This window comes from Streptomyces hokutonensis (assembly GCF_000376565.1).
In the GTDB taxonomy this organism is placed as follows: domain Bacteria; phylum Actinomycetota; class Actinomycetes; order Streptomycetales; family Streptomycetaceae; genus Streptomyces; species Streptomyces hokutonensis.
Genome location: NZ_BARG01000029.1, coordinates 77,826 through 102,690, shown reverse-complemented (window position 1 = coordinate 102,690; position 24,865 = coordinate 77,826). Strand labels below are relative to the sequence as shown.

At 69.1% G+C, this 24,865-nt stretch carries 23 protein-coding genes and 5 tRNA genes; 11 read left to right on the top strand and 17 right to left on the bottom strand.

Translation table 11 applies throughout. The features are described 5' to 3' along the window. Nucleotides 1-154: 154 nt before the first annotated feature. Nucleotides 155-748, bottom strand: a complete 594-nt coding sequence (gene leuD, locus SSP08S_RS16550; protein ID WP_019068723.1) for a 3-isopropylmalate dehydratase small subunit — start codon at nt 746-748, stop codon at nt 155-157. 5 nt (nt 749-753) lie between these two features. Next, nucleotides 754-2,178 (bottom strand): 3-isopropylmalate dehydratase large subunit, encoded by a 1,425-nt coding sequence (leuC, locus tag SSP08S_RS16545; protein ID WP_019068722.1) that lies wholly within the window; start codon nt 2,176-2,178, stop codon nt 754-756. A gap of 190 nt (nt 2,179-2,368) precedes the next feature. On the opposite strand from leuC, the gene ndgR reads away from it, so the two are divergent. After that, entirely contained in the window at nt 2,369-3,085 is a 717-nt protein-coding gene (gene ndgR, locus SSP08S_RS16540; protein WP_019068721.1) for an IclR family transcriptional regulator NdgR, read from the top strand. A gap of 157 nt (nt 3,086-3,242) precedes the next feature. Here the strand turns inward: ndgR and SSP08S_RS16535 are convergent, their stop codons facing one another. Then, nucleotides 3,243-3,755 carry a DUF4188 domain-containing protein gene (locus SSP08S_RS16535; protein ID WP_019068720.1) on the bottom strand — a complete coding sequence of 171 codons (513 nt, stop codon included), beginning with the start codon at nt 3,753-3,755 and terminating at the stop codon, nt 3,243-3,245. Between the two features lie 79 nt (nt 3,756-3,834). On the opposite strand from SSP08S_RS16535, the gene SSP08S_RS16530 reads away from it, so the two are divergent. Beyond that, a complete protein-coding gene (locus tag SSP08S_RS16530; RefSeq protein ID WP_019068719.1) occupies nt 3,835-4,479 on the top strand; it encodes a MerR family transcriptional regulator in 645 nt (214 codons plus the stop codon). A 49-nt stretch (nt 4,480-4,528) separates the two neighbouring features. Here SSP08S_RS16530 and SSP08S_RS16525 read toward each other — a convergent pair. The 10 genes from SSP08S_RS16525 to SSP08S_RS16480 all read right to left on the bottom strand — a co-directional run bounded on the left by SSP08S_RS16525 (nt 4,529) and on the right by SSP08S_RS16480 (nt 9,211). Next, nucleotides 4,529-4,601, bottom strand: a tRNA-Glu gene (locus tag SSP08S_RS16525). Nucleotides 4,602-4,645: 44 nt separating this feature from the next. Then, nucleotides 4,646-4,717: transfer RNA gene (locus tag SSP08S_RS16520), tRNA-Gln, on the bottom strand. A gap of 20 nt (nt 4,718-4,737) precedes the next feature. Beyond that, nucleotides 4,738-4,810, bottom strand: a tRNA-Glu gene (locus SSP08S_RS16515). Nucleotides 4,811-4,872: 62 nt separating this feature from the next. Further along, a tRNA-Glu gene (locus SSP08S_RS16510) sits at nt 4,873-4,945 on the bottom strand. Nucleotides 4,946-4,966: 21 nt separating this feature from the next. After that, nucleotides 4,967-5,038, bottom strand: a tRNA-Gln gene (locus SSP08S_RS16505). Between the two features lie 91 nt (nt 5,039-5,129). Beyond that, a complete protein-coding gene (locus SSP08S_RS16500) occupies nt 5,130-5,861 on the bottom strand; it encodes an HAD family hydrolase (RefSeq protein WP_043259488.1) in 732 nt (243 codons plus the stop codon). Between the two features lie 64 nt (nt 5,862-5,925). Further along, entirely contained in the window at nt 5,926-6,324 is a 399-nt protein-coding gene (locus SSP08S_RS16495) for a hypothetical protein (RefSeq protein WP_019068717.1), read from the bottom strand. A 146-nt stretch (nt 6,325-6,470) separates the two neighbouring features. Beyond that, entirely contained in the window at nt 6,471-7,955 is a 1,485-nt protein-coding gene (gltX, locus tag SSP08S_RS16490; RefSeq protein ID WP_019068716.1) for a glutamate--tRNA ligase, read from the bottom strand. After that, the gene (locus tag SSP08S_RS16485; protein WP_019068715.1) at nt 7,948-8,724 is read right to left on the bottom strand and encodes a fumarylacetoacetate hydrolase family protein; all 777 of its coding nucleotides are present in this window, start codon (nt 8,722-8,724) and stop codon (nt 7,948-7,950) included. Before SSP08S_RS16485 ends, gltX begins: the two co-directional genes overlap by 8 nt. A 301-nt stretch (nt 8,725-9,025) precedes the next feature. Beyond that, nucleotides 9,026-9,211, bottom strand: a complete 186-nt coding sequence (locus SSP08S_RS16480; protein WP_019068714.1) for a hypothetical protein — start codon at nt 9,209-9,211, stop codon at nt 9,026-9,028. 570 nt (nt 9,212-9,781) lie between these two features. On the opposite strand from SSP08S_RS16480, the gene SSP08S_RS16475 reads away from it, so the two are divergent. The 8 genes from SSP08S_RS16475 to SSP08S_RS16440 all read left to right on the top strand — a co-directional run bounded on the left by SSP08S_RS16475 (nt 9,782) and on the right by SSP08S_RS16440 (nt 20,515). Then, entirely contained in the window at nt 9,782-13,648 is a 3,867-nt protein-coding gene (locus SSP08S_RS16475; RefSeq protein ID WP_026178549.1) for a nitrate- and nitrite sensing domain-containing protein, read from the top strand. A gap of 9 nt (nt 13,649-13,657) precedes the next feature. Beyond that, complete coding sequence (locus SSP08S_RS16470) at nt 13,658-14,071, top strand: roadblock/LC7 domain-containing protein (protein WP_005479910.1); 414 nt, start codon at nt 13,658-13,660, stop codon at nt 14,069-14,071. Nucleotides 14,072-14,182: 111 nt separating this feature from the next. Beyond that, nucleotides 14,183-14,581 (top strand): DUF742 domain-containing protein, encoded by a 399-nt coding sequence (locus tag SSP08S_RS16465; RefSeq protein ID WP_019058642.1) that lies wholly within the window; start codon nt 14,183-14,185, stop codon nt 14,579-14,581. Beyond that, entirely contained in the window at nt 14,562-15,137 is a 576-nt protein-coding gene (locus SSP08S_RS16460) for a GTP-binding protein (RefSeq protein ID WP_006375318.1), read from the top strand. Before SSP08S_RS16465 ends, SSP08S_RS16460 begins: the two co-directional genes overlap by 20 nt. A 401-nt stretch (nt 15,138-15,538) precedes the next feature. Next, nucleotides 15,539-18,862, top strand: coding sequence for a nitrate- and nitrite sensing domain-containing protein (locus tag SSP08S_RS16455; protein ID WP_026178548.1), 3,324 nt, complete (start codon nt 15,539-15,541; stop codon nt 18,860-18,862). A 10-nt stretch (nt 18,863-18,872) separates the two neighbouring features. After that, nucleotides 18,873-19,286 carry a roadblock/LC7 domain-containing protein gene (locus tag SSP08S_RS16450; RefSeq protein ID WP_005479603.1) on the top strand — a complete coding sequence of 138 codons (414 nt, stop codon included), beginning with the start codon at nt 18,873-18,875 and terminating at the stop codon, nt 19,284-19,286. A gap of 94 nt (nt 19,287-19,380) precedes the next feature. Further along, a complete protein-coding gene (locus tag SSP08S_RS16445) occupies nt 19,381-19,953 on the top strand; it encodes a DUF742 domain-containing protein (RefSeq protein ID WP_026178547.1) in 573 nt (190 codons plus the stop codon). Then, nucleotides 19,934-20,515, top strand: a complete 582-nt coding sequence (locus tag SSP08S_RS16440; protein WP_009314218.1) for a GTP-binding protein — start codon at nt 19,934-19,936, stop codon at nt 20,513-20,515. The genes SSP08S_RS16445 and SSP08S_RS16440 overlap by 20 nt, the downstream gene beginning before the upstream one ends. A gap of 56 nt (nt 20,516-20,571) precedes the next feature. On the opposite strand, the gene SSP08S_RS16435 is transcribed toward SSP08S_RS16440, so the two are convergent. Genes SSP08S_RS16435 through SSP08S_RS16425 form a run of 3 tightly spaced genes read right to left on the bottom strand, consistent with a single transcriptional unit; the run spans nt 20,572 to nt 23,027 of the window. After that, nucleotides 20,572-21,141: a hypothetical protein gene (locus SSP08S_RS16435; RefSeq protein WP_245607893.1), complete on the bottom strand. Its 570-nt coding sequence runs from the start codon at nt 21,139-21,141 to the stop codon at nt 20,572-20,574. A 56-nt stretch (nt 21,142-21,197) separates the two neighbouring features. After that, nucleotides 21,198-21,386: an acyl-CoA carboxylase subunit epsilon gene (locus SSP08S_RS16430; RefSeq protein ID WP_019068709.1), complete on the bottom strand. Its 189-nt coding sequence runs from the start codon at nt 21,384-21,386 to the stop codon at nt 21,198-21,200. Nucleotides 21,387-21,443: 57 nt separating this feature from the next. Further along, nucleotides 21,444-23,027, bottom strand: a complete 1,584-nt coding sequence (locus SSP08S_RS16425; protein WP_043259487.1) for an acyl-CoA carboxylase subunit beta — start codon at nt 23,025-23,027, stop codon at nt 21,444-21,446. A gap of 402 nt (nt 23,028-23,429) precedes the next feature. On the opposite strand from SSP08S_RS16425, the gene SSP08S_RS16420 reads away from it, so the two are divergent. Next, nucleotides 23,430-24,038 carry a YceI family protein gene (locus SSP08S_RS16420; RefSeq protein ID WP_019068707.1) on the top strand — a complete coding sequence of 203 codons (609 nt, stop codon included), beginning with the start codon at nt 23,430-23,432 and terminating at the stop codon, nt 24,036-24,038. Nucleotides 24,039-24,051: 13 nt separating this feature from the next. On the opposite strand, the gene SSP08S_RS16415 is transcribed toward SSP08S_RS16420, so the two are convergent. After that, nucleotides 24,052-24,816: an AraC family transcriptional regulator gene (locus SSP08S_RS16415; RefSeq protein WP_043259486.1), complete on the bottom strand. Its 765-nt coding sequence runs from the start codon at nt 24,814-24,816 to the stop codon at nt 24,052-24,054. Nucleotides 24,817-24,865: the final 49 nt, after the last annotated feature.

Sequence of the window (24,865 nt, the reverse complement as noted above, 5' to 3'; positions counted from 1 at the left end):
CAGTCAACACCCTGTCTAACATGGGAAGTTGGGAGAAGCGTTGGAGGCGCGCGGGGCCGTTCGAGTGCAGACATGGCTGTACCCCCAATCGTGGCGATCGGGGGTACAGAGGGTGTCGCGGTGGCCGGATCTCGACCTGGTGCGGGGGTTGGGGTCAGACCTGGACCGTCCGCGGCTTGTACGAGGGGCGCTTGGCCTCGTACGCGGAGATGTCGCCCTCGTTCTGGAGGGTGATGGAGATGTCGTCCAGTCCGTTCAGCAGCCGCCAGCGGGCGTTCTCGTCGAGTTCGAAGGCGGCGGTGATGCCTTCGGCGCGCACCTCACGGGCCTCCAGGTCGACCGTGATCTCGGCCTGCGGGTCCTTCTCGGTGAGTTCCTGCAGCGCGTCCACGATCTTCTGCTCCAGAACGACCGTGAGCAGGCCGTTCTTCAGCGAGTTGCCGCGGAAGATGTCGGCGAAGCGGGAGGAGATGACGGCCTTGAAGCCGTAGTTCTGCAGCGCCCACACAGCGTGCTCGCGGGAGGAGCCGGTGCCGAAGTCGGGTCCTGCCACCAGGACCGTCGCGCCCTTGCGCTCGGGGCGGTTGAGGACGAAGTTCTCGTCCTTGCGCCAGGCCTCGAAGAGCCCGTCCTCGAAGCCGTCCCTGGTCACCTTCTTGAGCCAGTGGGCGGGGATGATCTGGTCGGTGTCCACGTTGCTGCGGCGCAGCGGGACGGCCCGGCCGGTGTGCGTGGTGAATGCTTCCATGACTCTCAGACTCCAGCGGGCACAGGGGCGTCGGACAGATCGGCGGGCGAGGCCAGATGGCCCAGCACGGCGGTCGCGGCGGCGACCTGCGGCGAGACCAGGTGCGTACGGCCGCCCTTGCCCTGCCTGCCTTCGAAGTTGCGGTTGGAGGTGGACGCGGAGCGCTCACCGGGCGCCAGTTGGTCGGGGTTCATGCCCAGACACATCGAGCAGCCCGCGTGCCGCCATTCGGCGCCGGCCTCCTTGAAGACGACGTCCAGGCCCTCGGAGACGGCCTGCAGACCGACCCGCGCGGAGCCCGGGACGACCAGCATCCGTACGCCGTCGGCGACTTTGCGGCCCTCGACGATCGCGGCGGCCGCACGCAGGTCCTCGATACGACCGTTGGTGCACGAACCTACGAAGACGGTGTCCACCTTGATGTCGCGCAGCGGCTGGCCGGCCTCCAACCCCATGTATTCCAGGGCCTTTTCGGCGGCGAGGCGCTCCGAAGCGTCTTCGTACGAAGCCGGGTCGGGGACGGACGCCGAAAGCGGCGCGCCCTGACCGGGGTTGGTGCCCCAGGTGACGAACGGCGCCAGCGAGGGACCGTCGATGACGACCTCGGCGTCGAATTCGGCGTCCTCGTCGGTCTTCAGGGTCTTCCAGTACGCGACGGCGGCGTCCCAGTCCTCGCCCTCGGGGGCGTGGGCGCGGCCCTTGATGTACTCGAAGGTGGTCTCGTCGGGGGCGATCATGCCCGCGCGGGCGCCGGCCTCGATCGACATGTTGCAGATGGTCATGCGGGCCTCCATCGAGAGCTTCTCGATGGCGGAGCCGCGGTATTCGAGGATGTAGCCCTGGCCGCCGCCGGTGCCGATCTTCGCGATGATGGCGAGGATCAGGTCCTTGGCGGTGACGCCGTCGGGCAGTTCGCCGTCGACCGTGATGGCCATGGTCTTCGGGCGGGCCAGCGGCAGCGTCTGGGTGGCCAGCACGTGCTCCACCTGGGAGGTGCCGATGCCGAACGCCAGCGCGCCGAAGGCGCCGTGGGTGGAGGTGTGGGAGTCACCGCACACGACCGTCGTACCGGGCTGGGTCAGACCCAGCTGCGGCCCTACGACGTGGACGACACCCTGCTCGACATCGCCCAGGGAGTGCAGGCGCACGCCGAAGTCGGCGCAGTTCTTGCGCAGCGTCTCCAGCTGGGCCCGGGAGACCGGGTCCGCGATGGGCTTGTCGATGTCGAGGGTCGGGGTGTTGTGATCCTCGGTGGCGATGGTGAGGTCGAGGCGCCGCACGGGACGCCCGGCCTGGCGGAGACCGTCGAAGGCCTGCGGGCTGGTCACCTCGTGCAGCAGGTGCAGATCGATGAAGAGGAGGTCGGGCTCGCCCTCGGCGCGCCGGACGACATGGTCGTCCCAGACCTTCTCCGCGAGTGTCCTACCCATCGCTTTCCCTCCGGCCGGCGAAACAGCGCCGGCCCAACTAGAGATCTTGAGGAGACGGCGCTCGCACCCCTGGTTCACGGGCAGCCGCCGCCTGGCCCGTTTGGAACGCGGGCCGCTGTGCCTACAAGAGTTGCGCGTCTCACGAAAAAAGGAACTTGCGTTTCACAGAGTGAGACGCGAGTATCGTTTCATGGACAACAGTAGCGGCGTCGGCGTCCTGGACAAGGCAGCCCTTGTCCTGGGCGCTCTGGAGTCCGGTCCGGCCACCCTCGCGGGTCTGGTCGCGGCGACCGGGCTGGCACGACCCACGGCACACCGGCTGGCCGTGGCCTTGGAACACCACCGCATGGTGGCGCGCGACATGCAGGGCCGTTTCATTCTCGGCCCCCGCCTCGCCGAGCTGGCCGCGGCCGCCGGCGAGGACCGGCTGCTCGCCACGGCGGGCCCGGTGCTCACGCATCTGCGGGACATCACCGGCGAGAGCGCGCAGCTCTACCGCCGCCAGGGCGACATGCGCATCTGCGTGGCCGCGGCGGAGCGCCTGTCCGGCCTTCGGGACACGGTCCCGGTCGGCTCGACCCTCACCATGAAAGCCGGTTCCTCGGCCCAGATCCTGATGGCCTGGGAGGAGCCGGAGCGCCTGCACCGCGGCCTCCAGGGCGCCCGCTTCACGGCCACCGCCCTCTCGGGCGTACGGCGCCGGGGCTGGGCCCAGTCCATCGGCGAGCGCGAGCCGGGCGTCGCGTCCGTCTCCGCGCCCGTGCGCGGCCCCTCGAACCGCGTGGTGGCCGCGGTGTCCGTCTCCGGCCCCATCGAGCGTCTGACGCGCCACCCGGGCCGTATGCACGCCCAGGCGGTCATCGACGCCGCCGCGCGTCTCTCCGAGGCGCTGCGCCGCACGGGCTGATTCACCCGGTACATCTGAACGAGGGCCTGCCTCAACGCCGCGGCAGGCCCTTCGTCATGTCCGGCAGTATTCGCCGTCGTTCCGGTGCCGCGGCGTCGTGGCTGGTCGCGCAGTTCCCCGCACCCCTTCAGGGCGCTGCCAACCCGCGTCGGCCCACTTACTCGGACGTCACGCTCCCCGACCGATACGCGAACCGGTCCTTCGCCCGCCGCCCCCGCTGTTCCACCGGCACCTGCCCGTGCGCCGCCGCGAGGCCGAAGGCCGGCATGTCGGCGTAGATCGCCTCGTACGAGCCCTCGGGCACCACGTAGCTCTCGTGCCACAGCCCGACGTGACCGCGCACCTTCCCGGCCTTCTCCTTGCGGTTGATGATCGCCCACACCTTGTGGTGGAACATGTCGGGCGAACTCGCGTACGCGTAGAGCTTCTCCTTGGACTCCCAGTACTGGACGACGTAGTACGTCCGCGGGGACGCCGTCAGCAGTACGTGCCCGAGCAGTCCGCGACCGGGGTCCTTCCCCAACTCCCGCAGCATGCGCGGCATCGCGAGGAAGACCGGCACCCAGTGGTGCACGGCCCAGAAGCGGTTGATGCGCATGCCGATGAGCAGCACCACCACCTCCCCCTCGGCGGCAGCGGTGGTACGGCCGTTGACAGCCTTCGCGAACATGACTCCCCCTTGTTGGGTACCAGCACTATCCGATGACCCGTGTTTGGATAGTGCCGGTATCCGAGAAAGGGCGCAAGACATGCGGCTGTCCGAGCTGAGCGAGCGCAGCGGTGTGTCCATCGCGACGATCAAGTACTACCTGCGCGAAGGGCTGTTGAGACCCGGCCGTCAGCTCAACGCGACCACCGCCGAGTACGACGAGGAACACCTGCGCCGGCTGCGGCTGGTGCGCGCGATGATCCAGGTCGGCCGGCTGCCGGTGGCCACGGTCCGCGAGGTGCTCGGCCATGTCGACGACGACTCCCTCGGCCGTACGATCCGGCTGGGCGCGGCACTTTGGGCGCTGCCGCAGGTTCCGGAGCCGGACGCGGAGGACGAGTACGTCCAGGCCGCGCACCGCGAGGTGGACCAGCTCCTGGAGACGCTGGGCTGGTCCAACTCCCAGGCCCTGGTGACCATTTCGCCTTCGTACCGCTCACTGGTGGTGGCGGTGGCGGCACTTCGCCGGCTCGGGTACGACTGGCCCCCCGAACTGGTCGTGAACTACGCCAAGTTGATGCGTGAGGCGGCCGTGCTCGACCTGGACTTCGTGGAGACGCATCCCTCGGAGGCCGAGAAGATGGAGACGGCGGTCGCGGGCGCGATCTTCGTCGAGCCGGTGCTCCAGGCGCTGCACCGGCTGGCGCAGGAGGAGGAGTCGGCGCGGCGGTACGGCTTCGAGTGAGCGGGGCATGCGAAAGGCCCCCCACCGAAGTGGAGGGCCTTCCTGTATGTACCCCCGACCGGATTCGAACCGGCGCTACTGCCGTGAGAGGGCAGCGTGCTAGGCCGCTACACAACGGGGGCCCAGATCGTGCAGGCCTTTAAAACTACACAGCCGCAGATCAGAGCTGGTCTACCAGGACTCGAACCTAGAATGACGGTACCAGAAACCGTAGTGTTGCCAATTACACCATAGACCAAGGCGATGCAAGGTAAAGCGTACCCCCGACCGGATTCGAACCGGCGCTACTGCCGTGAGAGGGCAGCGTGCTAGGCCGCTACACAACGGGGGCCCTAGCGATCCTGCATGGAGGGCGGCGGGTGCGACCCGGACCGCCTTCCTGGGAAGGATCTGTACCCCCGACCGGATTCGAACCGGCGCTACTGCCGTGAGAGGGCAGCGTGCTAGGCCGCTACACAACGGGGGCGTTGCAGATGAGCTCTGCGAGCTGGCCTACCAGGACTCGAACCTAGACTAACTGAACCAGAATCAGTCGTGCTGCCAATTACACCATAGGCCACTGGAACTCAAGCCCTTGCAGGGATCATGTTCTAGTCTGCACCTCCGGTTCCCGGCCTTTCGGCCCGCTCTCCGGCGGCGCAGGAAGAACATTACCCGAAGGTGGACGGGGCTCCAAAACGGGTATCGGCGCCGAGCAGAGCGGGGAGTTCGGCGAGAGAGCCGATCCGGTGGCGCCCCACCAGGGCCTCGACGGAGGTGTGCCCGCCGTGGCGGTCGATCCAGACGGAGAGCAGACCGGCGTCCGCGGCGCCCCGTCCGTCGATCTCCGGGTGATCTCCGACATACGCCACCTCGTGCGGCGGAAGTCCCAGCGCCTCGCAGGCCGCGAGGAAGGCGCCGGCCTCGGGCTTGGAGACGCCCAGTTCGGCCGCGCACAGGATGACCTCGAAGCGGTCGTGCACGCCCAGGGTCCGCAGCTTGTGGTCCTGGACGGTGATGCTGGAGTTGGAGAGGACGGCGTGCCGGTGGCTGGCGGCGAGGGCGTCGAGGACGGGCAGGACGTCGGGGAAGAGGGCCCAGGCGATCTCGTAGTGGGTCTTGTAGCGCCGGAACCAGTCGTCGGCCTCGGCGTCGGTCAGCTCCTGGTCCAGGAAGTGCCGGACCCGGTCCAGCCGCTGCCCCTCGAACGAGACCTCCCCGGCCGCGAATCGCGCCCAGTGGAACTCGGTGGCCACCCGCCAGCGTTCCAGCGCGTCCACCACGCTCGCGTGCTCGTCGAGCAGTCCCTCGGCCGCCAGGTGCGCGGACATGGCGGCACAGTCCGCTCCGGTGTAGTCGAACAGGGTGTCGTCGACGTCCCAGACCACGGCCCGAATACTCATGATCCGACAATAACGTGGGGCCCCGGAACGCGTCAGCGCCCCGGGGCCCCACGGTCGTCAACTCTCAGGCGCAGGACAGGGTCCAGGAGCCGTAGGACCCGATGATGTAACCGCCGCTCTCGGTGAGACCGACGCGGTAGTAGAAGCAGGCGCCCTCGGTGAAGTCCTTGTCGTAGACATAGGCGTTGTCCAGGTCCCAGCCGGTGTAGCCGCCGGTGTACGCCTTGGACTGGGCGGAGTCGGTCGTGTGGGGCTGCCCGGTGGTCGGCGTCGTCCAGTAGAGGAGGACTCCGTGGCCGTCGGAGCAGGTGTCCAGGAACTTGAAGGTGTCGCCGTCCGGGTAGAAATACACCACTCCGCAGGCGTTCTTGCTGGACCCGCTGTCGATGGCCGACGCGGGCGCCGTCGCGGCGACCGCCAGGCCGACGGCGGCCACGACGACCGTGAGAATCCTCTTGAACATGCAGACCCCTCCCCATGCACACACCGGCTTCCCCGTGCCGCCGGATTGGGAGGATCTTAATCATGGCGTGAACATTTCACTACGATGATTTGACGAAGAGGGGGGGTGCCCGGATCACCGGACACCGCCCCTGTCGTGCGCTTCGGTCAGGCCGTCAGTTTCGCCAGCGCCGCGTCGATCCTGGCGAGGGTCTTCTCCTTGCCCAGGATCTCCAGGGACTCGAAGAGCGGCAGGCCGATGGTGCGGCCGGTGACCGCGACGCGGACCGGGGCCTGGGCCTTGCCGAGCTTGAGGCCGTGGGTCTCGCCGGCGGCCAGGACGGCCTCCTTGAGGGACTCGGGCGAGGACCAGTCCGCCGACTCCAGCTTCTCCCTGGCCGTGCGGAGCAGGGCGTCGGAGCCCTCCTTCATGGCCTTCGTCCAGGACGCCTCGTCCTCGACCGGCTCGGCCAGGAAGAGGAAGTCGACGTTGTCCGTGATCTCCGACAGCACCTTCAGGCGGGTCTGCGCGTGCGGGGCGACGGCCTGCCACTTGGCCTCGTCGAAGTCCTCCGGCGCCCAGGGGGCGAACGGGGCCTTCAGCCAGGGGGCGCAGCGCTCCGTGAAGTCCTTCACGTCCAGGAGACGGATGTGGTCGGCGTTGATCGCCTCGCACTTCTTCAGGTCGAAGCGGGCCGGGTTGGGGTTGACGTCCGCGATGTCGAAGGCCGCGACCATCTCGTCCATCGAGAAGACGTCCCGGTCGGCCGCGAGCGACCAGCCCAGCAGGGAAAGGTAGTTGAGCAGTCCCTCGGGCAGGAAGCCGCGCTCCCGGTAGAGGTTGAGGGACGACTGCGGGTCGCGCTTGGAGAGCTTCTTGTTGCCCTCGCCCATCACGTACGGCAAGTGCCCGAAGGACGGCACCGACTTGGCGATGCCGAGGTCGATCAGCGCCTTGTACAGGGCGATCTGACGGGGCGTCGAGGAGAGCAGGTCCTCGCCGCGCAGGACGTGGGTGATCTCCATGAGGGCGTCGTCGACCGGGTTGACGAGCGTGTACAGCGGGGCGCCGTTGGCTCGTACGATCCCGTAGTCCGGGACGTTCTCCGGGGTGAACGTCAGCTCGCCGCGGACCAGGTCGGTGAAGGTGATCGTCTCGTCGGGCATCCGGAAGCGGACGATCGGCGTGCGGCCCTCGGCCTTGTAGGCAGCGACCTGCTCGGCGCTCAGGTCGCGGCAGTGGCCGTCGTAGCCGGACGGCCTGCCTGCGGCGCGGGCGGCGTCGCGGCGGGCGTCCAGCTCCTCGGTGGAGCAGTAGCAGTCGTAGGCGTGGCCGGCGTCCTGGAGCTTCTTGGCGACGTCCTTGTAGATGTCCATGCGCTGCGACTGGCGGTAGGGCGCGTGCGGGCCGCCGATCTCGGGGCCCTCGTCCCAGTCGAAGCCCAACCAGCGCATCGCGTCGAGGAGTTGGCCGTAGGACTCCTCGGAGTCGCGGGCCGCGTCGGTGTCCTCGATGCGGAAGACCAGCGTGCCCTGGTTGTGCTTGGCGAAGGCCCAGTTGAACAGGGCGGTGCGGACCAGGCCGACGTGGGGATTGCCGGTCGGCGAGGGGCAGAAACGGACACGGACTGCTGGGGCGGATGCGCTAGCCACGCTTGACAACCTTGTTGGTGAGAGTGCCGATGCCTTCGATGGTGACGGCGACCTCGTCGCCGACGGTGAGCGGTCCGACGCCTGCCGGGGTGCCCGTGAGGATCACGTCGCCGGGGAGCAGCGTCATGGCCTCGGTGATGTTGACGATCAGGTCCTCGATCGAGTGGATCATCTCGCTGGTGCGGCCGAGCTGGCGCTGCTGGCCGTTGACCGTGAGCTGGATGGTGAGGTCGCTCGGGTCGAGGTCCGTCTCCACCCAGGGGCCGAGCGGGCAGGAGGTGTCGAAGCCCTTGGCGCGGGCCCACTGCTTCTCGCGCTTCTGGACGTCGCGCGCGGTGATGTCGTTGGCGCAGGTGTAGCCGAGGATGACGTCCTTGACGCGCTCGCGCGGGACCTCGCGGCACATCCGGCCGATGACGACGGCCAGTTCGGCCTCGTGGTGGAGGTCCTCGGTGAAGGAGGGGTACTGGATGTCGTCGCCGGAGCCGATCACCGAGGTGGACGGCTTGAAGAAGGCGAAGGGGGCGTCCGGCACCTCGTTGCCCAGTTCCCTGGCGTGCTCGGCGTAGTTGCGGCCGTAGGCGACGACCTTGTTCGGGAGCACCGGCGGCAGCAGCCTGACCTTGCTCAGCGGGACCTTCGTACCGGAGAGTTCGAAGTCCGCGAACGGGATGCCCTTGATGATGTCGAGGACGAGTTCGTCCGGCTTGTCGCCCTCGACCGCGCCGAAGGCGACGTTCCCGTCGATGGAGAATCTGGCGATGCGCACGGGATCCTGGCGCCCCTCACTGAGCTGGCTGGAGTCTGACGCTCCAGGCTAACGCGGTGCGGGGGCGCTGCTTCGCCGATTAAGTCCTCTCCGGCGGATCAGGTCGCGGGAAAGCAGCGGCGTCGATGCGGGGGCCGGTGCGCGCCGTCGCGAGGGGGCAGAGGGCGTCGACACGATGGGCGCCCCCCGCGTGAGGTCGCTCGGGCGCGGGCGGCTGCGCGCCGCCGCCCGCGGTGGCTTCGGTGCGTGCTCCGGGGGCCGGCCGACGGCTTGGGGGGGGCGGGCGGAAGCGCTCGCGGGATTACTCGGCGGCGGCGCCGACCGGGATCTCGGTGAGGATGGTGCGGCGCGGGTTGGCGGTCTGGGCCGGCAGGTCGAGCGAGTGTTCCTGCTGCTCCGGCGTCTGCAGCGCGTCGGCGTCCGACAGGTGCGCCAGCGTCGTGCGCCGCGGGTTGGCAATGTTGCGGAACATCATCGTCGTCTTCACTGTTGTACTCGACCCTCGTCCGTCCTGAGTGGGTGGTTGGCAGATTGTGCCCTCATGTAAAGCGTCAGGCTAAACATCCAATTCCCGGCCGAACGCGCGAAGAGCCCATGATCCGCGTGTGAGTTTGCTCACCACCCTGTGGGCATACCGACCAATTCGGACTGCCAACTCACCTCAACGAAACGGACATTGACCCCCTGAAGCTGCCATTCCGCTCCTGATCATGGCGACTTGGGCACATCCCGCGTCAGGCGGGATGGTGGGGATTTGCCCACTTTGGAGTGAATAGCTTTCTACGTCTCGTGACACTGTCCTCACGGGGTGTCACACAGGTCACAGCCTGGCCTACGGGCCTTGTTGGAGATCCGGCACTGTGCTGGAATTCCACGGACCGCCGCAGAATCAGCCCGGCGCGCAGGGGGCGCAACGCAGCGCCGAGGGCGGCGGAAGGGGGAGCAGCGCCGGTCACTCACGACCACACATGGGGTGCGCGTTCAGGGCGCTCCCCAAGACGCCGACACCGTCCTTCCGTTCGCGCGGGGGACGCCTGGTCCAGAGGTTGCGACGCTAGTGCAGGGACGTTTCAAGAGGGATGGCAGTGCTCCGGCGGAGCCGGAGCCGCATGGCGGGGCTGGCCCCAACACCGGCAGCTCCTCGCCCCAGCACGCCCAGAACCCGGGCCCGGCACCGTCAGGTGAAGGCGGGGCCCCCGGGCGCCCCGGTGTGTCCGCAGCCCCGACCCCCGCGCCCCCGGTGAAGCCGCCGAGCGGCACGCCCGGACCCGGCTCGCGCGTCGCCCTGCGCAACTGGCGCATCTCCACGCGCCTGGTGTCGCTGCTCGCGCTCCCCGTGGTCGCGGCCACCTCGCTGGGCGCCCTGCGCATCAGCGACTCCATGACCGACATCCAGCAGCTCGACAACATGAAGCTGCTGACGGACATGACCAAGCAGGCCACCGAGCTGGCCACCGCGCTCCAGGAGGAGCGCGACCAGTCGGCCGGTCCCCTGTCGCACGGCGGCAAGGCCACCGACTACGAGGTCAAGGGCTACGAGGAGAAGACCGACCGCGCCCGCGACAACTTCATCAACTCCTCGGAAGAGGTGGACAGCGCCAGCAGGAACGGGAACCTGCAGGGCGTCCGCGAGACCGTGGTCGGCCTCGCCACCGAGCTGGACAACCTCGACAAGATCCGTAAGACGGCGTATCAGTCGCAGGGCAACTCGACGCAGACGGTCGACGCCTACCACCGTCTGATCACCCAGCTGCTCGACCTCTCGCAGGACATGGCGGAGGCGACCAGCAACCCGGAGATGATCCAGCGCACGCGCGCCCTGGCCGCCTTCTCCTCGGCCAAGGAGTTCGCGTCCGTGCAGCGCGCCGTCATCGCGGCGGCCCTGCCCGACAACAACACGACGACCGGCAGGCTCTCCGACAACGACCGGCTGTACGCCGACTCGGCGCTGGAGAGCGAGAAGTCGGACCTCGCGATCTTCCGCAACATCTACGGCGACCAGGGTGCCGAGGAGCTCATCCAGCCGATCGAGGACGGCAACGCCACGATCGACGCCGCGGACAAGTACGCGGAGCGCGCCCTCGCCAACTCCAACGGCCTGGCCTCGCTGGACAAGCGGTCCTACAAGGACTGGGTGGACGACAGCTCGACCAAGATCGAGCAGATGAAGAAGATCGAGCACACGCTCCTCGAGGACATGGAGCAGAAGGCCCGCGAGCTGCGCTCCGCCTCCGAGCGCGAGGCGATCATCTCCGGTGCGCTGATCCTGCTCGTGCTCGGTGTCTCCCTCGTCGGCGCCTTCGTCATCGCCCGCTCCATGATCCGCTCGCTGCGCCGGCTCCAGGAGACCGCCAACAAGGTCGCCCAGGACCGGCTGCCCGAGCTGGTCAAGCAGCTCTCCGAGTCCGACCCGCAGGACGTCGACACGTCCGTGGAGTCGGTCGGTGTGCACTCCCGGGACGAGATCGGCCAGGTGGCCGCGGCCTTCGACGACGTGCACCGCGAGGCAGTCCGCCTCGCCGCCGAGCAGGCCCTCCTGCGGGGCAACGTCAACGCGATGTTCACCAACCTCTCGCGCCGCTCCCAGGGCCTCATCCAGCGTCAGCTCTCGCTCATCTCCGAGCTGGAGTCCCGCGAGGCCGACCCGGACCAGCTGTCCTCGCTCTTCAAGCTCGACCACCTCGCGACCCGCATGCGCCGTAACGGTGAGAACCTTCTCGTTCTCGCCGGTGAAGAGCCCGGCCGCCGCTGGACCCGCCCGGTCCCGCTGGTCGACGTGCTCCGCGCCGCCGCCTCCGAGGTGGAGCAGTACGAGCGCATCGAGCTCTCCTCCGTGCCGACCACCGAAGTGGCCGGCCGCGTGGTCAACGACCTCGTGCACCTCCTCGCAGAGCTGCTCGAGAACGCGACCTCCTTCTCCTCGCCGCAGACCAAGGTCAAGGTCACCGGTCACGCGCTGCCCGACGGCCGCGTCCTGATCGAGATCCATGACACCGGTATCGGCCTCTCCCCCGAGGACCTCGCGGCGATCAACGAGCGGCTCGCCTCGCCGCCCACCGTGGACGTCTCGGTCTCCCGCCGCATGGGCCTGTTCGTGGTCGGCCGGCTGTCGCAGCGCCACGGCATCCGTATCCAGCTGCGTCCGTCCGACTCCGGTGGTACGACCGCGCTGGTCATGCTCCCGGTCGACGTCGCCCAGGGCGGCAAGAAGCCCGCTCCGGGCAAGCCCGGCCAGGCCGCTGTCGGCGCTGCGGCCGCCGCCGCGGGTGCCGGTGCGGCCCGCCGGGGCAACGGTCAGGGCGGCTCCGCCCTCGGCGCGGGCGCTCCGGCGAACGGCGGACTGCTCGGTGCCGGTGCCGCTCCGCGCGGCCAGGTCGGTTCCGGTCAGGGCCCGCGGGCCGCGCTGCCCGGTGCGGGCGGTGGACGTCCGGGTGGTCCCGGTGGTCCGGGTGCTCCCGGCGGCGCGCGTGGACCGCAGGGTCCCTCGGCGCCGCAGGGCCGTCCGGCCGCAGGCTCCGGTGCCGGTCTCTTCGGCCAGGCGCCCGGCGCCCCGCAGGGCCTGCAGGCGGCCGGTACGGGTACCCCGCAGGGCTTCGGCGACGGACGTCAGGACGCCTTCGGCGGGACTCCCCCGCAGCAGCAGAACGGCGCGGTTCCCCCGCAGCGTGCGAACAACGAGCCCGAGCCGCCCCGTGGCGGTGGCCGGCGCCGCGGCCGTCAGCCGCAGCTCCCGCCGCGCGGTGGCGCGCGGGCCGAGCTGCCGGGCGGCAACAACCAGCGCCCCAGCTGGAGCGACGAGAACGCGCAGCCCCCGCTGGGTCGCGGCAACCTCGACGCCCCGCGCGGTCACGACGAGCGCGACGCCGAGCAAACCTCCCGGATGCCGCGCATCGACGACCGTCAGGGCCCCGGCACGCAGGAGATGTCGGCGATCCCCCGCCTCGACGCGCAGGACAGCAGGCAGTTCCCGCGCCCGGGCACCAGCGGACCGCAGGACACGGGTTCCTTCCCCCGGCCGAACCTCAACGGGTCCCAGAACACGGGCCAGTTGCCGCGCCAGGGCGCCAACGGATCACAGGCGGGCGGCCAGTTCCCGCGGCAGGACTTCGAGCCTCCGCGTCCCGGCTCCAACTCGCAGCAGAACGGCGGCCAGTTCGTCCGCTCGGACGTCTTCGGCTCCCCGAACAGCCCGGCCAACAACCCGTCGAACCCGGCCAACACGGGACAGTTCGCCGTCCCGCAGGCCTACGACGGGGGCTCCACCGGCCAGTTCGCGACTCCCGGTTTTGACAACGGGTCCACCGGTCAGCACAATCTGCCGGGCCGTCAGAACCCCGGGAACACCGGGCAGTTCGACCGTCCGCAGGTCAACGGGAACCGCAACGGCGCCGACTTCGGCACCGCGCGGCCGCCCGCCCCGCAGCGTCCCACCCGCCAGGAGCCCGAGGCGTTGCCGCCTGCCACGGGTCCCGGTGACGGCAGGACGCCGCTGTACGACACGCTGGAGACCAACTGGTTCCACGGCCAGCAGGCGGAAGCACAGAGCCAGAGCAACGGTTCCGCGCCCGCCCCGCAGCCGCAGGCACCACAGGCTCCGGCGACACCCCCTCAGCGTCCCACGGGCGGTACCTGGCGCAGCTCGCCGAACGACGATCTCGTTCGGCAGGCGGAGCGCGTACGGCAACCGGCCGCGGGCGGCGTCACCACCTCCGGCCTGCCGCGCCGGGTGCCCAGGGCGAACCTCGTCCCGGGTACGGCTCAGCAGCAACAGCACCAAACCGGTCCGCAGGTCTCGCGTGCGCCTGACGACGTACGCGGCCGGCTGACCAATCTCCGTCGGGGCATCGCACAGGGCCGCCAGGCCGGTACGGGTACCGGCCAGACCGGCAGCTTCCCCAGCCCCACTCACCAGCAGGAGCGTTAGTTGAGCCAGATGAGCCAGGCGGCACAGAACCTCAACTGGTTGATAACCAACTTCGTGGACAACACCCCCGGTGTGTCCCACACCGTCGTCGTATCCGCCGACGGACTCCTTCTGGCCATGTCGGAGGGCTTCCCGCGCGACCGCGCCGATCAACTCGCGGCCGTGGCCTCCGGGTTGACCTCGCTGACGGCCGGGGCCTCCCGGATCTTCGAGGGCGGCGACGTGGCACAGACGGTCGTGGAGATGGAGCGAGGGTTCCTCTTCCTCATGTCCGTCTCGGACGGCTCGTCCCTGGCGGTGCTCGCGCACCCCGAGTGCGACATCGGCCTCGTCGGCTACGAGATGGCACTGCTCGTCGACCGTGCAGGGGCGGTCCTCACGCCGGACCTGCGCGCCGAACTCCAGGGCAGTCTGCTTCACTGACCGGCCCCGGCACCACCCGTCTCACCAAATCACCGTCCGGCCGCCACAATCCCCCCACCGGCCCTGTCAGACGGCTAGCCCGACCGACTTGCTGTCCCGCCCGGAGGATTCATGACCCCGCCCACCGCCTCTCATGATCCGTACGCCGAGCCGTACGGGGACGAGGGCGACCAGCCGCTGGTACGTCCGTACGCGATGACCGGCGGCCGGACCCGGCCGCGCTATCAGCTCGCCATCGAGGCACTGATCAGCACCACGGCCGACCCGGCAGCGCTGATGGGACTGCTCCCTGAGCACCAGCGCATCTGCCACCTGTGCCGTGAGGTCAAGTCGGTCGCGGAGGTGTCGGCACTCCTCGCCATGCCCCTCGGTGTGGCGCGGATCCTCGTCGCGGACCTCGCCGAGGCCGGACTGGTGGCCATCCACCAGCCGGGCGGCGACGAGAACAACGGCGGCGCTCCGGACGTGACGCTGCTCGAAAGGGTGCTCAGTGGACTTCGCAAGCTCTGACGGAGGGCGGGCGACCACCTCCGCGAAGATCGTGGTGGCGGGTGGCTTCGGCGTCGGCAAGACCACGTTCGTGGGTGCCGTCTCCGAGATCAACCCGCTGCGCACGGAGGCCGTCATGACGTCCGCCTCGGCGGGCATCGACGACCTCACCCACACCGGGGACAAGACCACCACCACCGTGGCCATGGACTTCGGCCGTATCACCCTGGACCAGGACCTGATCCTGTACCTCTTCGGTACGCCGGGTCAGGACCGCTTCTGGTTCATGTGGGACGACCTGGTGCGCGGCGCGATCGGCGCCGTCGTCCTGGTCGACACCCGCCGTCTCGCCGACTGCTTCCCCGCGGTCGACTACTTCGAGAACAGCGGGCTGCCCTTCGTCATAGCCCTCAACGGGTTCGACGGCCACCAGCCGTACAACCCGGAGGAGGTGCGCGAGGCCCTGCAGATCGGGCCGGACGCGCCGATCATCACGACCGACGCCCGGCACCGCTCGGACGCCAAGAGTGCGCTGATCACGCTGGTCGAGCACGCACTGATGGCCCGGCTCCGGTAGCTGTTGGCGGGCCTCGACATGCAGTTCTCAAGTCGGCAGCGCCATACGGCAGTTGTCGTAGACACCCCGGAGCCGGCTGTGGCCTTTGACACGGTCGGCCCCGGTGTTCATAACGTTTCGGCAGAGGAATCGGGTGGTACCGCAACGCGTCGCGGTCGTCCGGTGCCACTGCGCTAACAAAGCCCCGTCTTTTGGCGGGGCTCGCTCTTTATGACCGTTTTATCTGGGGCTTACATCACTCGGAATCCGCTGTTCCGACTGTTTGGAATCGCGCAGGCTGACGTGCTGGAATGCCTGAACTGCCCAATAGTCAACGACGTACTGATAGTCAGAGCTCGTTGACGGGCCTGAGACACTGCGGCACGAGGATAGGTGCCGACCGCCGGAAGGTTGTTGGTCGAGTGAGGCGAAGCAAGAACGGTCCCGAGCCGTCGGCCCGGGGCAACTTCACCCCGCCGCCGCGCGGAGCGGCGCCCGCCCCTGTGCCAGGCTCGGAGCCCTCGGCACCACCCCCTCCCAGCGGGGGCCGTTTCTCGCCCCGCAACTGGCGGGTGCCGACCCGGCTGAACGCGATCCTGCTCATACCCGTGGGCGTCGGCCTCATCATGGGCGGCTTCCAGGTCAAGAGCTCGATCGACACCTGGCAGAACGCCGAGGACGCGGAGAAGACGGCCCGCGTGGTGCAGGCCGCGCTGACCTACAGCAACGCGGTCACCAACGAGCGTGACGTGACCGCCACACCGCTGCTGGAGGGCCTGGGCCAGAAGAACGCGACCGTCGTGGCCGCCCGCAAGGCCACGGACGACGCCGCCGACGCCTTCGACAAGGCCGTGCAGAACATGCCGGACTCGCCGGGCCTGGAGCGGCGCCTCAGCCGCTTCCGCAAGGTGGAGCCGACGCTGCAGACGGTTCGCGCCGCCGCCTACACCTCCAAGATGAAGGGCGTCCAGACCGAGGAGAGCTACGTCAACCTGGAGCACCCGCTCCTGGAGTTCTCGAACGAACTGGGCCTCGGCACCGGCAACATCACCAGCTACGGCCGGTCCGTCTACGCCATCGCACTGGCCAAGGGCGCGCTCTCCCTGGAGCGTTCCATCGGCACGCACCTGCTGCTGCACCCGGGCCCCGACGCGAACAGCCTGGCCACCCAGCGCACCGCCCTCACCTCGTACGCCTACCTGGAGGGCATCGCCATCCAGGAGTACCAGGCCGGTGGTACGGACGCGGACATCGCGAAGCTGAACACCGCCCTGGCCAAGGTGCAGACCGACGGCGAGGCCATGGTCAAGCAGGCCGCCGCCCAGGCGAAGGCCGCCGGCAAGACGTACGTGCCGCCGCCGACCGCGATCAAGACGGTCACGGCCATGTCGCAGCTGAACACCACCGACGCCTCGGCGCGCGACGCCCTCGCCCAGCAGGGCATCACCGCGACGAACTGGTGGGCGGGCACGACCCTCAAGTACGAGGCGTACCGCAAGATCGAGGAGGACAAGGCCGACACCGCGGTGAGCGAGGCCTCGGACATCGCGAACAGCGCCAAGCGTGACGCGATCATCACCGGTGCCGCCGTCGTCGTCGCCCTGCTCCTCGCCTTCATCCTCGCCGGCGCGGTCGCCCGCCAGATGAGCCGCGCGATGCGCCAGCTGCGCAACGCCGCCTTCGGCATCGCCGAGCAGCGCCTGCCGATGCTGGTCGACCAGCTCTCGCGCACCGACCCCGGCCGCGTCGACACCCGCGTCCAGCCGATCCCCATCACCACGACGGACGAGATCGGCGAAGTCGCCAGAGCCTTCGACCAGGTCCACCGCGAGGCCGTACGACTCGCCGCCGAGCAGGCCCTCCTGCGAGGCAACATCAACGCGATCTTCACCAACCTCTCGCGCCGCAACCAGTCCCTGATCGAGGGCCAGCTGACCCTCATCACCGACCTGGAGAACAACGAGGCCGACCCGGACCAGCTGGAGAACCTCTTCCGCCTGGACCACCTCGCGACCCGTATGCGCCGCAACGGCGAGAACCTCCTGGTCCTCGCCGGCGAGGAGCCCGGCCGCCGCTGGGACCAGCCGGTCCCGCTGGTCGACGTGCTGCGCGCCGCCTCCTCCGAGGTGGAGCAGTACGAGCGCATCGAGCTGTCGGGCGTCCCCGAGGCCGAGATCCACGGCCGCGCCGTGACCGACCTCGTGCACCTGCTGGCCGAGCTGCTGGAGAACGCCACCACGTTCTCCTCCCCGCAGACCAAGGTCCGCGTCACCGCGACCCGTCTCCCCGACGGCCGCGTGATGATCGAGATCCACGACAAGGGCATCGGCCTCACCGCCGAGGACTTCGCGGACATCAACCACAAGCTGGCCAACCCGCCGACCGTGGACGTCGCGATCTCCCAGCGCATGGGTCTGTTCGTGGTCGGCCGGCTGTCCGACCGGCACGGCATCCGCGTCCAGCTCCGCCCCTCGGGCGAGCAGGCCGGCACCACCTCGCTGGTCATGCTGCCCGACGCGATCACCCACGGTGGCGGTGGCGAACAGCAGCTCCAGCGCGACGAGTTCACCGTCTCGCAGATCATGCCGGAGCAGCCGCAGTACCAGGGTGAGGACTTCAACCACGCCCCGATCCGTACGGCGGCCGAGCTCGGCTTCGACGACACCCGCTACCCCGAGGTGCCGGACGACATCCGCGAGCTCGACCCGGTGGGCCGCTCGCTGATGCGCGAGGAGCGCCGGGCGGCCCTGGAGTCCCAGAAGCCGGGCCAGGAGGCCCTGGAGGCGGGCACCTACCAGGAGTTCACCGAGTTCGAGGAGCCCCAGCAGCAGCCGTACGCCGAGAACGGGCAGCAGGCGTACCAGGAGCAGCCGACGGCGTACAACGGTCAGCCGACGTACGAGGAGCAGCAGCAGACGTCGTACGACGAGCCGCTCCAACCCTCGTACGACGAGCAGTACTTCGCGCCGAACGGCAACGGGACGCAGAACGACACCTTCGCCGACTCCTTCCCGTCCAACGGCGGTTACCCGGAGCCCGGGTATGCGGAGCCGGTGCGGGAGGAGCACGCGTCGGCGCACGCCGCGGCCCCGGAGACGTATCCGGGCTTCGAAGAGCCGTCCTATCAGGACGACTGGCCGCAGCAGGACGGTTACCGCAACGGCTACCCGGACCAGTACGCTCCGGAAGCGGAACCTTCGCAGGCCGCTGACGTGAGTGAGCGGGATCACGTAGGCTTCGACCGTCCGGGACCGGCCCCCTCGGCTGTCCACGCGCTGACCGACGCCGGGCTGCCGCGCCGCGGTTCGGCCGCGAAAGGCACCAACGGTTCGCAGCCCGCGCGCCAGGAGTCGACGGCCACCGCCCCGGAGAGCAGCACCAACATCTTCGGTACGGCGAACGGCACCGCGAACGGGAACGGGAACGGCAGCGCCAACGGCAGCACCGGGACCGTGGACTGGCGCTCGGCGAACGACGAGCGGTGGCAGCAGGCCTCGGCGCTGAAGAAGCCGAAGGCCGGCGGGGTCACCTCCTCCGGCCTGCCGAGGCGGGTGCCCAAGGCCAACCTGGTCGAGGGCACCGCCGAGAGCACCCCTCAGGGCGGCCCCCAGGTCTCCCGCGCTCCCGAGGACATCCGGGGCAGGCTCAGCAACCTGCGCCGCGGGGTCCAGCGGGGACGTAGTGAAGGCAGCGAAACGAACGGTCAGGGCTTCGGCTCTGGCAGCACCTACAACCAGGAGCGTTAGTGTGAGCCCGATGAGCCAGGCGGCGCAGAACCTGAACTGGTTGATCACCAACTTCGTGGACAACACCCCCGGTGTGTCCCACACGGTGGTGGTCTCCGCCGACGGACTCCTTCTGGCGATGTCCGAAGGTTTCCCGCGTGACCGTGCCGACCAGTTGGCGGCCGTCGCGTCGGGTCTGACCTCACTGACCGCCGGTGCCTCGCGCATCTTCGAGGGCGGCAGCGTGAACCAGACGGTTGTGGAGATGGAGCGGGGATTCCTCTTCATCATGTCCGTGTCCGACGGTTCCTCCCTCGCGGTTCTCGCACACCCCGAGGCGGACATCGGCCTCATTGGGTACGAGATGGCCCTTCTGGTGGACCGCGCGGGCACGGTCCTGACCCCGGACCTTCGAGCAGAGCTCCAGGGGAGCCTTCTCAACTAACAGACGGACGGTGCGTTTTGGCGTCCCGAGGCCATAAGGTTTCGGGACGCGGCTCCACATTGATGGGTGCCCGGCACAGTCGGAGGAGGAGAAAGTGGCAACACCCCCAGGCGGTTCGTCTTCGGGCAACTGGTCGTACGGCCCCGGGCAGGGGCAGGGCGACGGTTCCCAGAACCGGTACAACTTCCCCTCCTCGCCCTCCCCGCGTCACCCTCAGTACCCGCAGGGCCCCGGTCCGTCACCGTACGACCAGCCGCCGGCGCCGCGCATCCAGCCCGTGCAGCCGCACCGACGCTCGCCCGAGGCGGCGCCGGCGGGTTCGTCGAGCAATCCCCTGGTGCGTCCGTACGCCATGACCGGCGGCCGGACCCGCCCCCGCTACCAGCTCGCCATCGAGGCGCTGGTGCACACCACCGCGCAGCCGCACCAGATGCAGGGCCAGTTGCCCGAGCATCAGCGGATCTGCAACCTCTGCCGGGAGATCAAGTCGGTGGCCGAGATCTCGGCCCTCCTGACGATCCCTCTCGGTGTGGCCAGGATCCTCGTCGCCGACTTGGCGGAGGCGGGCCTGGTCGCCATTCATCAGCCCGGCGGCGACGAGAACGCCGGCGGCCAGCCAGACGTGACACTGCTCGAAAGGGTGCTCAGTGGACTTCGCAAGCTCTAGCGGCGGTCCTTCCCGCTCCACCACCTCGGCGAAGATCGTGGTGGCGGGTGGCTTCGGCGTGGGCAAGACCACGTTCGTCGGGGCCGTCTCGGAGATCAACCCGCTGCGTACCGAGGCCGTCATGACGTCCGCTTCCGCGGGCATCGACGACCTCACCCACACCGGAGACAAGACGACCACCACGGTCGCCATGGACTTCGGGCGCATCACCCTGGACCAGGACCTGATCCTGTACCTGTTCGGCACCCCCGGTCAGGACCGCTTCTGGTTCATGTGGGACGACCTGGTACGCGGCGCGATCGGCGCGATCGTCCTGGTCGACACCCGCCGTCTCGCCGACTGCTTCCCCGCGGTCGACTACTTCGAGAACTCGGGTCTCCCCTTCGTCATCGCCCTCAACGGCTTCGACGGCCAGCAGCCGTACAACCCCGACGAGGTCCGCGAGGCGCTCCAGATCGGCCCGGACACCCCGATCATCACGACGGACGCGCGGCATCGGGCGGACGCGAAGTCGGCGCTCATCACGCTGGTGGAGCACGCGCTGATGGCGCGGCTGCGGTAGGACCGACGCGACACGGCCCCTGTACCTCCGGAGGGAGGTGCGGGGGCCGTTTCCGTTCACCAGAGCCCGACGGGGTCACGCCGGGCCGCTCTCCGCAGGATGTCCCGGATGGAACCCATCCCGAACTTGCCCTCGGCACTGGAGAGTTCGGCCACTTCCAGCAGAAGCGGCCGGATGTCGACCCGCGCCTCACGGGCCTCTTCGCACAGGCCGTTCAGGGTGACCATCTCGTCCCGGGTGTCGTCGCCGTGGTCCCTGGCGGACAGGTGCAACAGCCGCTGCCGGAAGGCCTCGGGGCTCCGCCCCCTCGGGACGTGCGTGGCCCGGCGGAACGAGCCGCAGCGGTCCAGCAGCGCCCGCACGGCGCTCCGGGTCGGTTCGTCGCCTCGTTCGTAGAGCACGAGCAGCCGGCGCAGCGCCGCCTCGGCCTCCTCGCGGACACCGGCCTCGTCCAGCGGGTCCGGCCCGTCGCGCAGACGGGCCGGCCAGTCGGGGTCGGTGATGTCCACCGGCCTCTGCGCCAACGGCTTCAGCAGCGCGTCGACGAGTTCCACCTCGTCCACCAACTCGCCCGGCACGCCCATGAGTTCCCCCTCCGCCGCCGTCCGGGGGCCCACTGTAGGCATGCAGAGGCCCCGGCCGCCCGGTGACGGAGGTCGGGGCCCTGTGCGTGCTTCGGGGCTCAGTGCCAGCTGTGCGGCGCCCTGAACCCGCCCTCGCGCTCCAGCCGGCGCCAGCCGGCCTTGCGAAGGGGACGGTGGGTCTCAGTGGTCGGGGCTGCCGCCGCGCGAGCCAGCAGGATCGCCGTGATCGCGGCGACTTCCTCGGGCTCGGCGTGGCCCTTCTCGACACGAATGTCAGGCGTGGTCATAGGTCTCAGTCTCCGTGAGAGAGGTTTCCGCTGGGGTGGCGCGGAGGGTCCGCTGGGTTACTGCGGGGGGTTGCCGTGCTTGCGCGAGGGCAGGTCCGCGTGCTTGGTGTGCAGCATCGCGAGCGACTGGATGAGTACCTCGCGGGTCTCGGCGGGGTCGATGACGTCGTCGACGAGTCCGCGCTCCGCCGCGTAGTACGGGTGCATCAGCTCGGACTTGTACTCCTTGACCATCCGCGTCCGCATGGCCTCGGGGTCCTCGGCGTCGGCGATCTGGCGGCGGAAGATGACGTTGGCGGCACCTTCGGCGCCCATCACCGCGATCTCGTTGGTGGGCCAGGCGTAAGTGAGGTCCGCACCGATGGACTGGCTGTCCATGACGATGTAGGCGCCTCCGTACGCCTTGCGCAGGATGAGCGAAATCCTCGGCACGGTGGCGTTGCAGTACGCGTAGAGCAGCTTCGCTCCGTGCCTGATGATTCCGCCGTGTTCCTGGTCGACGCCGGGAAGGAATCCCGGGACGTCCAGAAACGTAACGATCGGAATGTTAAAAGCGTCACACATCTGGACAAAGCGCGCAGCTTTTTCGCTCGCCTCGATGTCCAGGACGCCCGCGAGGGTCTGCGGCTGGTTGGCGACGATGCCGACGACCTGGCCGTCGAGGCGGGCCAGCGCGCAGATGATGTTGCGGGCCCAGCGCTCGTGGATCTCCAGGTAGTCGCCGTCGTCGACGATCTCCTCGATGACCTTGGCCATGTCGTACGGCCGGTTGCCGTCGGCCGGGACCAGGTCCAGCAGGATGTCCGAGCGGCGGTCGGCGGCGTCGGAGGACTCGGCGCGGGGCGGGTTCTCGCGGTTGTTCTGCGGGAGCATCGACAGGAGGTAGCGCACCTCGGCGAGGCAGGTCTCCTCGTCGTCGTAGGCGAAGTGGCAGACGCCGGAAGTCTCCGCGTGGACGTCGGCTCCGCCCAGGCCGTTCTGCGTGATCTCCTCGCCGGTGACCGCCTTGACGACGTCCGGGCCGGTGATGAACATCTGCGAGGTCTCGCGGACCATGAAGACGAAGTCGGTGAGGGCGGGGCTGTAGGCCGCGCCGCCCGCGCACGGGCCGAGCATCACCGAGATCTGCGGGATCACCCCGCTCGCCTTGGTGTTGCGCTGGAAGATGCCGCCGTAACCGGCGAGCGCGCTGACGCCCTCCTGGATACGGGCACCGGCGCCGTCGTTCAACGACACCAGCGGAGCACCCGCCGCGATGGCCATGTCCATGATCTTGTGGATCTTCGTGGCGTGGGCCTCACCCAGCGCGCCGCCGAAGATCCGGAAGTCGTGTGCGTAGACGAAGACCGTACGGCCCTCGACCGTGCCCCAGCCGGTGATGACACCGTCGGTGTACGGCTTCTTGGCCTCCAGGCCGAAGCCGACGGCGCGGTGCCTGCGCAGCTGCTCGACCTCGCGGAAGGACCCGGGGTCGAGGAGCAGGTCGATGCGCTCCCGGCCGGTCAGCTTCCCCTTGGCGTGCTGCGCCTCGGTCGCCTTCTCGCTCGGGCCGGCCAGTGCCAGGGCACGGATCTCGTGCAGTTCGGCCACTCGCCCGCGCGCGTCCGTCGGCTCACCCGGCGCCTCATCCAAAACGGTCATGTACCGACCCTACGAAGCACACCAAGGATTGTGCGCCGTCGACTCTGCACAGTCTCCGGCCCGTTTTCCTGGTACCACCGAACAGAACCTCACCGGCATGCAGCCGTTCCGACTGCTCAAGGGGCGTGCCCGTTGTAGGAGTCACACAAAGGCGACAGCTGAGAGCCACCTCACATTCATATGGGGAGGATGCCATCCCCAGAGTGATTCCCGGAGGGACCCCAGGCGCGATTCCCGCGTTGCCGAGCCCGCCGCGAGAGCGTACTCGTAGTAGTTGGTGAAACACCCTGCGGATGATGTTGAAAATTGAATGGAATAGGTCTACGGTCCTTCGTGTTGGCATCGTTGAACATTCAACAGATTCATCCCCGCACGACCCCCGTCCCCCCTTAGGAGCACGTCATGGGCATCTTCGGCCGCAAGAGCGACGACACCGACACCACCTCGGCGCCCGCCGCCGTCAACCCCGACCTGGCCGCGCTGACCGGCGAGTACACCATCGACCCGTCGCACACCACGCTCGGTTTCGTCGCCCGCCACGCCATGGTCACGAACGTCAAGGGCAAGTTCCTCGACTTCACCGGCACGCTGAACCTGGACGGCTCGGACCCCGCCAAGTCCACCGCCTCCCTGGACGTCAAGATGGAGAGCATCGACACGGGCTCCCCGGACCGCGACGGTCACCTCAAGAGCGCGGACTTCTTCAAGACGGAGGAGTTCCCCACGATGACCTTCCGCTCCACCTCCGCCGAGTCCCTCGGTGGCGACGACTACCGCATCACCGGTGACCTGGAGATCCTCGGCACCACCAAGCCGCTCACCATCGACCTGGAGTTCAACGGCGCCGCGAAGGACCCGTTCGGCAACGAGCGCGTGGGCTTCGAGGGCAAGGCCGAGATCCTGCGCTCCGAGTGGGGCCTCACCTGGAACGCGGCCCTGGAGACCGGTGGCGTCCTCGTCTCCGACAAGATCAAGCTGAACTTCGACATCTCGGCGATCAAGAGCGCCTGACGTCACTCCCCCTTCACCCCGTCGACGATGCCCGTCGGCGGGGTTGATGTGTTCCGGGGGTGTGTCCGAAGGTGCGGCGGAAGACGTCGATGAAGGCACTCGCGGACGACCAACCGCACCGGTGGGCCACGGCGGTGACCGGAGTGTCCTCGGCGAGCAGCACCAGGGCGCGGTACAGGCGGAGTTGGGTGCGCCACTGCGGGAAACTCATCCCGAGGTCGGACTTGAAGAGCCGGGAGAGCGTACGGTCGCTCGCGCCGACCTCCCTGCCGAGCGCGGCCAAAGTGCGGTCGTCGGCCGGGTTTTCGCGCAGGATCTCGCAGACTGCCCGCAGGAGAGGGGCAGTTGGGGTGGGCAGGTGCAGGGGCTGCTGGGGCGAGGCCTTCAGCTGGTCGAGCAACACAGCCCGTAGGCGCCCGCGTTCGGGAGTGTCGTCGTCCGGGGCTTGCGTGTAGGCGAGGATCAACTCCCGTAGCAGCGGCCCCACTTCGAGGACGGTGGGTTGGTCGAGCCCCAGCGGGTTGTCGCTGGCGGGCAGGCCGAGCAGCCGTAGTTCGAGTGCGCCGTGGGCCTGGTGGGCGTGGACGGTGCCGGCCGGTACCCAGATGGCGCGGGTGCCCGGCGCGACCCACGACCCCGCACTGGTCGTCACGGCCAGCACACCGCGCCCCGCGTAGACGATCTGGTGGTCGTCGTGGCGGTGGGCGTCGATGGCGGCGCCGGGGGCCAGCCACTGGGTGCGGGTCGGCGCCACCGGCTCATGGCGGATTTCTGTCATTGTCTGGCAGTTTATCGGAAGCGCGACAGACCGCCCGGCGATGAGCATG

What these genes read in the sequence shown, in the direction of transcription:
- SSP08S_RS16495 (WP_019068717.1), bottom strand. Translation starts at nt 6,324, where the DNA reads ATGTTCAAGAGGATTCTCACGGTCGTCGTGGCCGCCGTCGGCCTGGCG.
- SSP08S_RS16535 (WP_019068720.1), bottom strand. Translation starts at nt 3,755, where the DNA reads ATGTTCGCGAAGGCTGTCAACGGCCGTACCACCGCTGCCGCCGAGGGG.
- SSP08S_RS16435 (WP_245607893.1), bottom strand. Translation starts at nt 21,141, where the DNA reads ATGCCTACAGTGGGCCCCCGGACGGCGGCGGAGGGGGAACTCATGGGC.
- SSP08S_RS16430 (WP_019068709.1), bottom strand. Translation starts at nt 21,386, where the DNA reads ATGACCACGCCTGACATTCGTGTCGAGAAGGGCCACGCCGAGCCCGAG.
- SSP08S_RS16415 (WP_043259486.1), bottom strand. Translation starts at nt 24,816, where the DNA reads ATGACAGAAATCCGCCATGAGCCGGTGGCGCCGACCCGCACCCAGTGG.
- SSP08S_RS16465 (WP_019058642.1), top strand. Translation starts at nt 14,183, where the DNA reads ATGACCCCGCCCACCGCCTCTCATGATCCGTACGCCGAGCCGTACGGG.
- SSP08S_RS16500 (WP_043259488.1), bottom strand. Translation starts at nt 5,861, where the DNA reads ATGAGTATTCGGGCCGTGGTCTGGGACGTCGACGACACCCTGTTCGAC.
- SSP08S_RS16450 (WP_005479603.1), top strand. Translation starts at nt 18,873, where the DNA reads ATGAGCCAGGCGGCGCAGAACCTGAACTGGTTGATCACCAACTTCGTG.
- ndgR (WP_019068721.1), top strand. Translation starts at nt 2,369, where the DNA reads ATGGACAACAGTAGCGGCGTCGGCGTCCTGGACAAGGCAGCCCTTGTC.
- leuC (WP_019068722.1), bottom strand. Translation starts at nt 2,178, where the DNA reads ATGGGTAGGACACTCGCGGAGAAGGTCTGGGACGACCATGTCGTCCGG.
- SSP08S_RS16530 (WP_019068719.1), top strand. Translation starts at nt 3,835, where the DNA reads ATGCGGCTGTCCGAGCTGAGCGAGCGCAGCGGTGTGTCCATCGCGACG.
- SSP08S_RS16420 (WP_019068707.1), top strand. Translation starts at nt 23,430, where the DNA reads ATGGGCATCTTCGGCCGCAAGAGCGACGACACCGACACCACCTCGGCG.
- SSP08S_RS16470 (WP_005479910.1), top strand. Translation starts at nt 13,658, where the DNA reads ATGAGCCAGGCGGCACAGAACCTCAACTGGTTGATAACCAACTTCGTG.
- SSP08S_RS16425 (WP_043259487.1), bottom strand. Translation starts at nt 23,027, where the DNA reads ATGACCGTTTTGGATGAGGCGCCGGGTGAGCCGACGGACGCGCGCGGG.
- leuD (WP_019068723.1), bottom strand. Translation starts at nt 748, where the DNA reads ATGGAAGCATTCACCACGCACACCGGCCGGGCCGTCCCGCTGCGCCGC.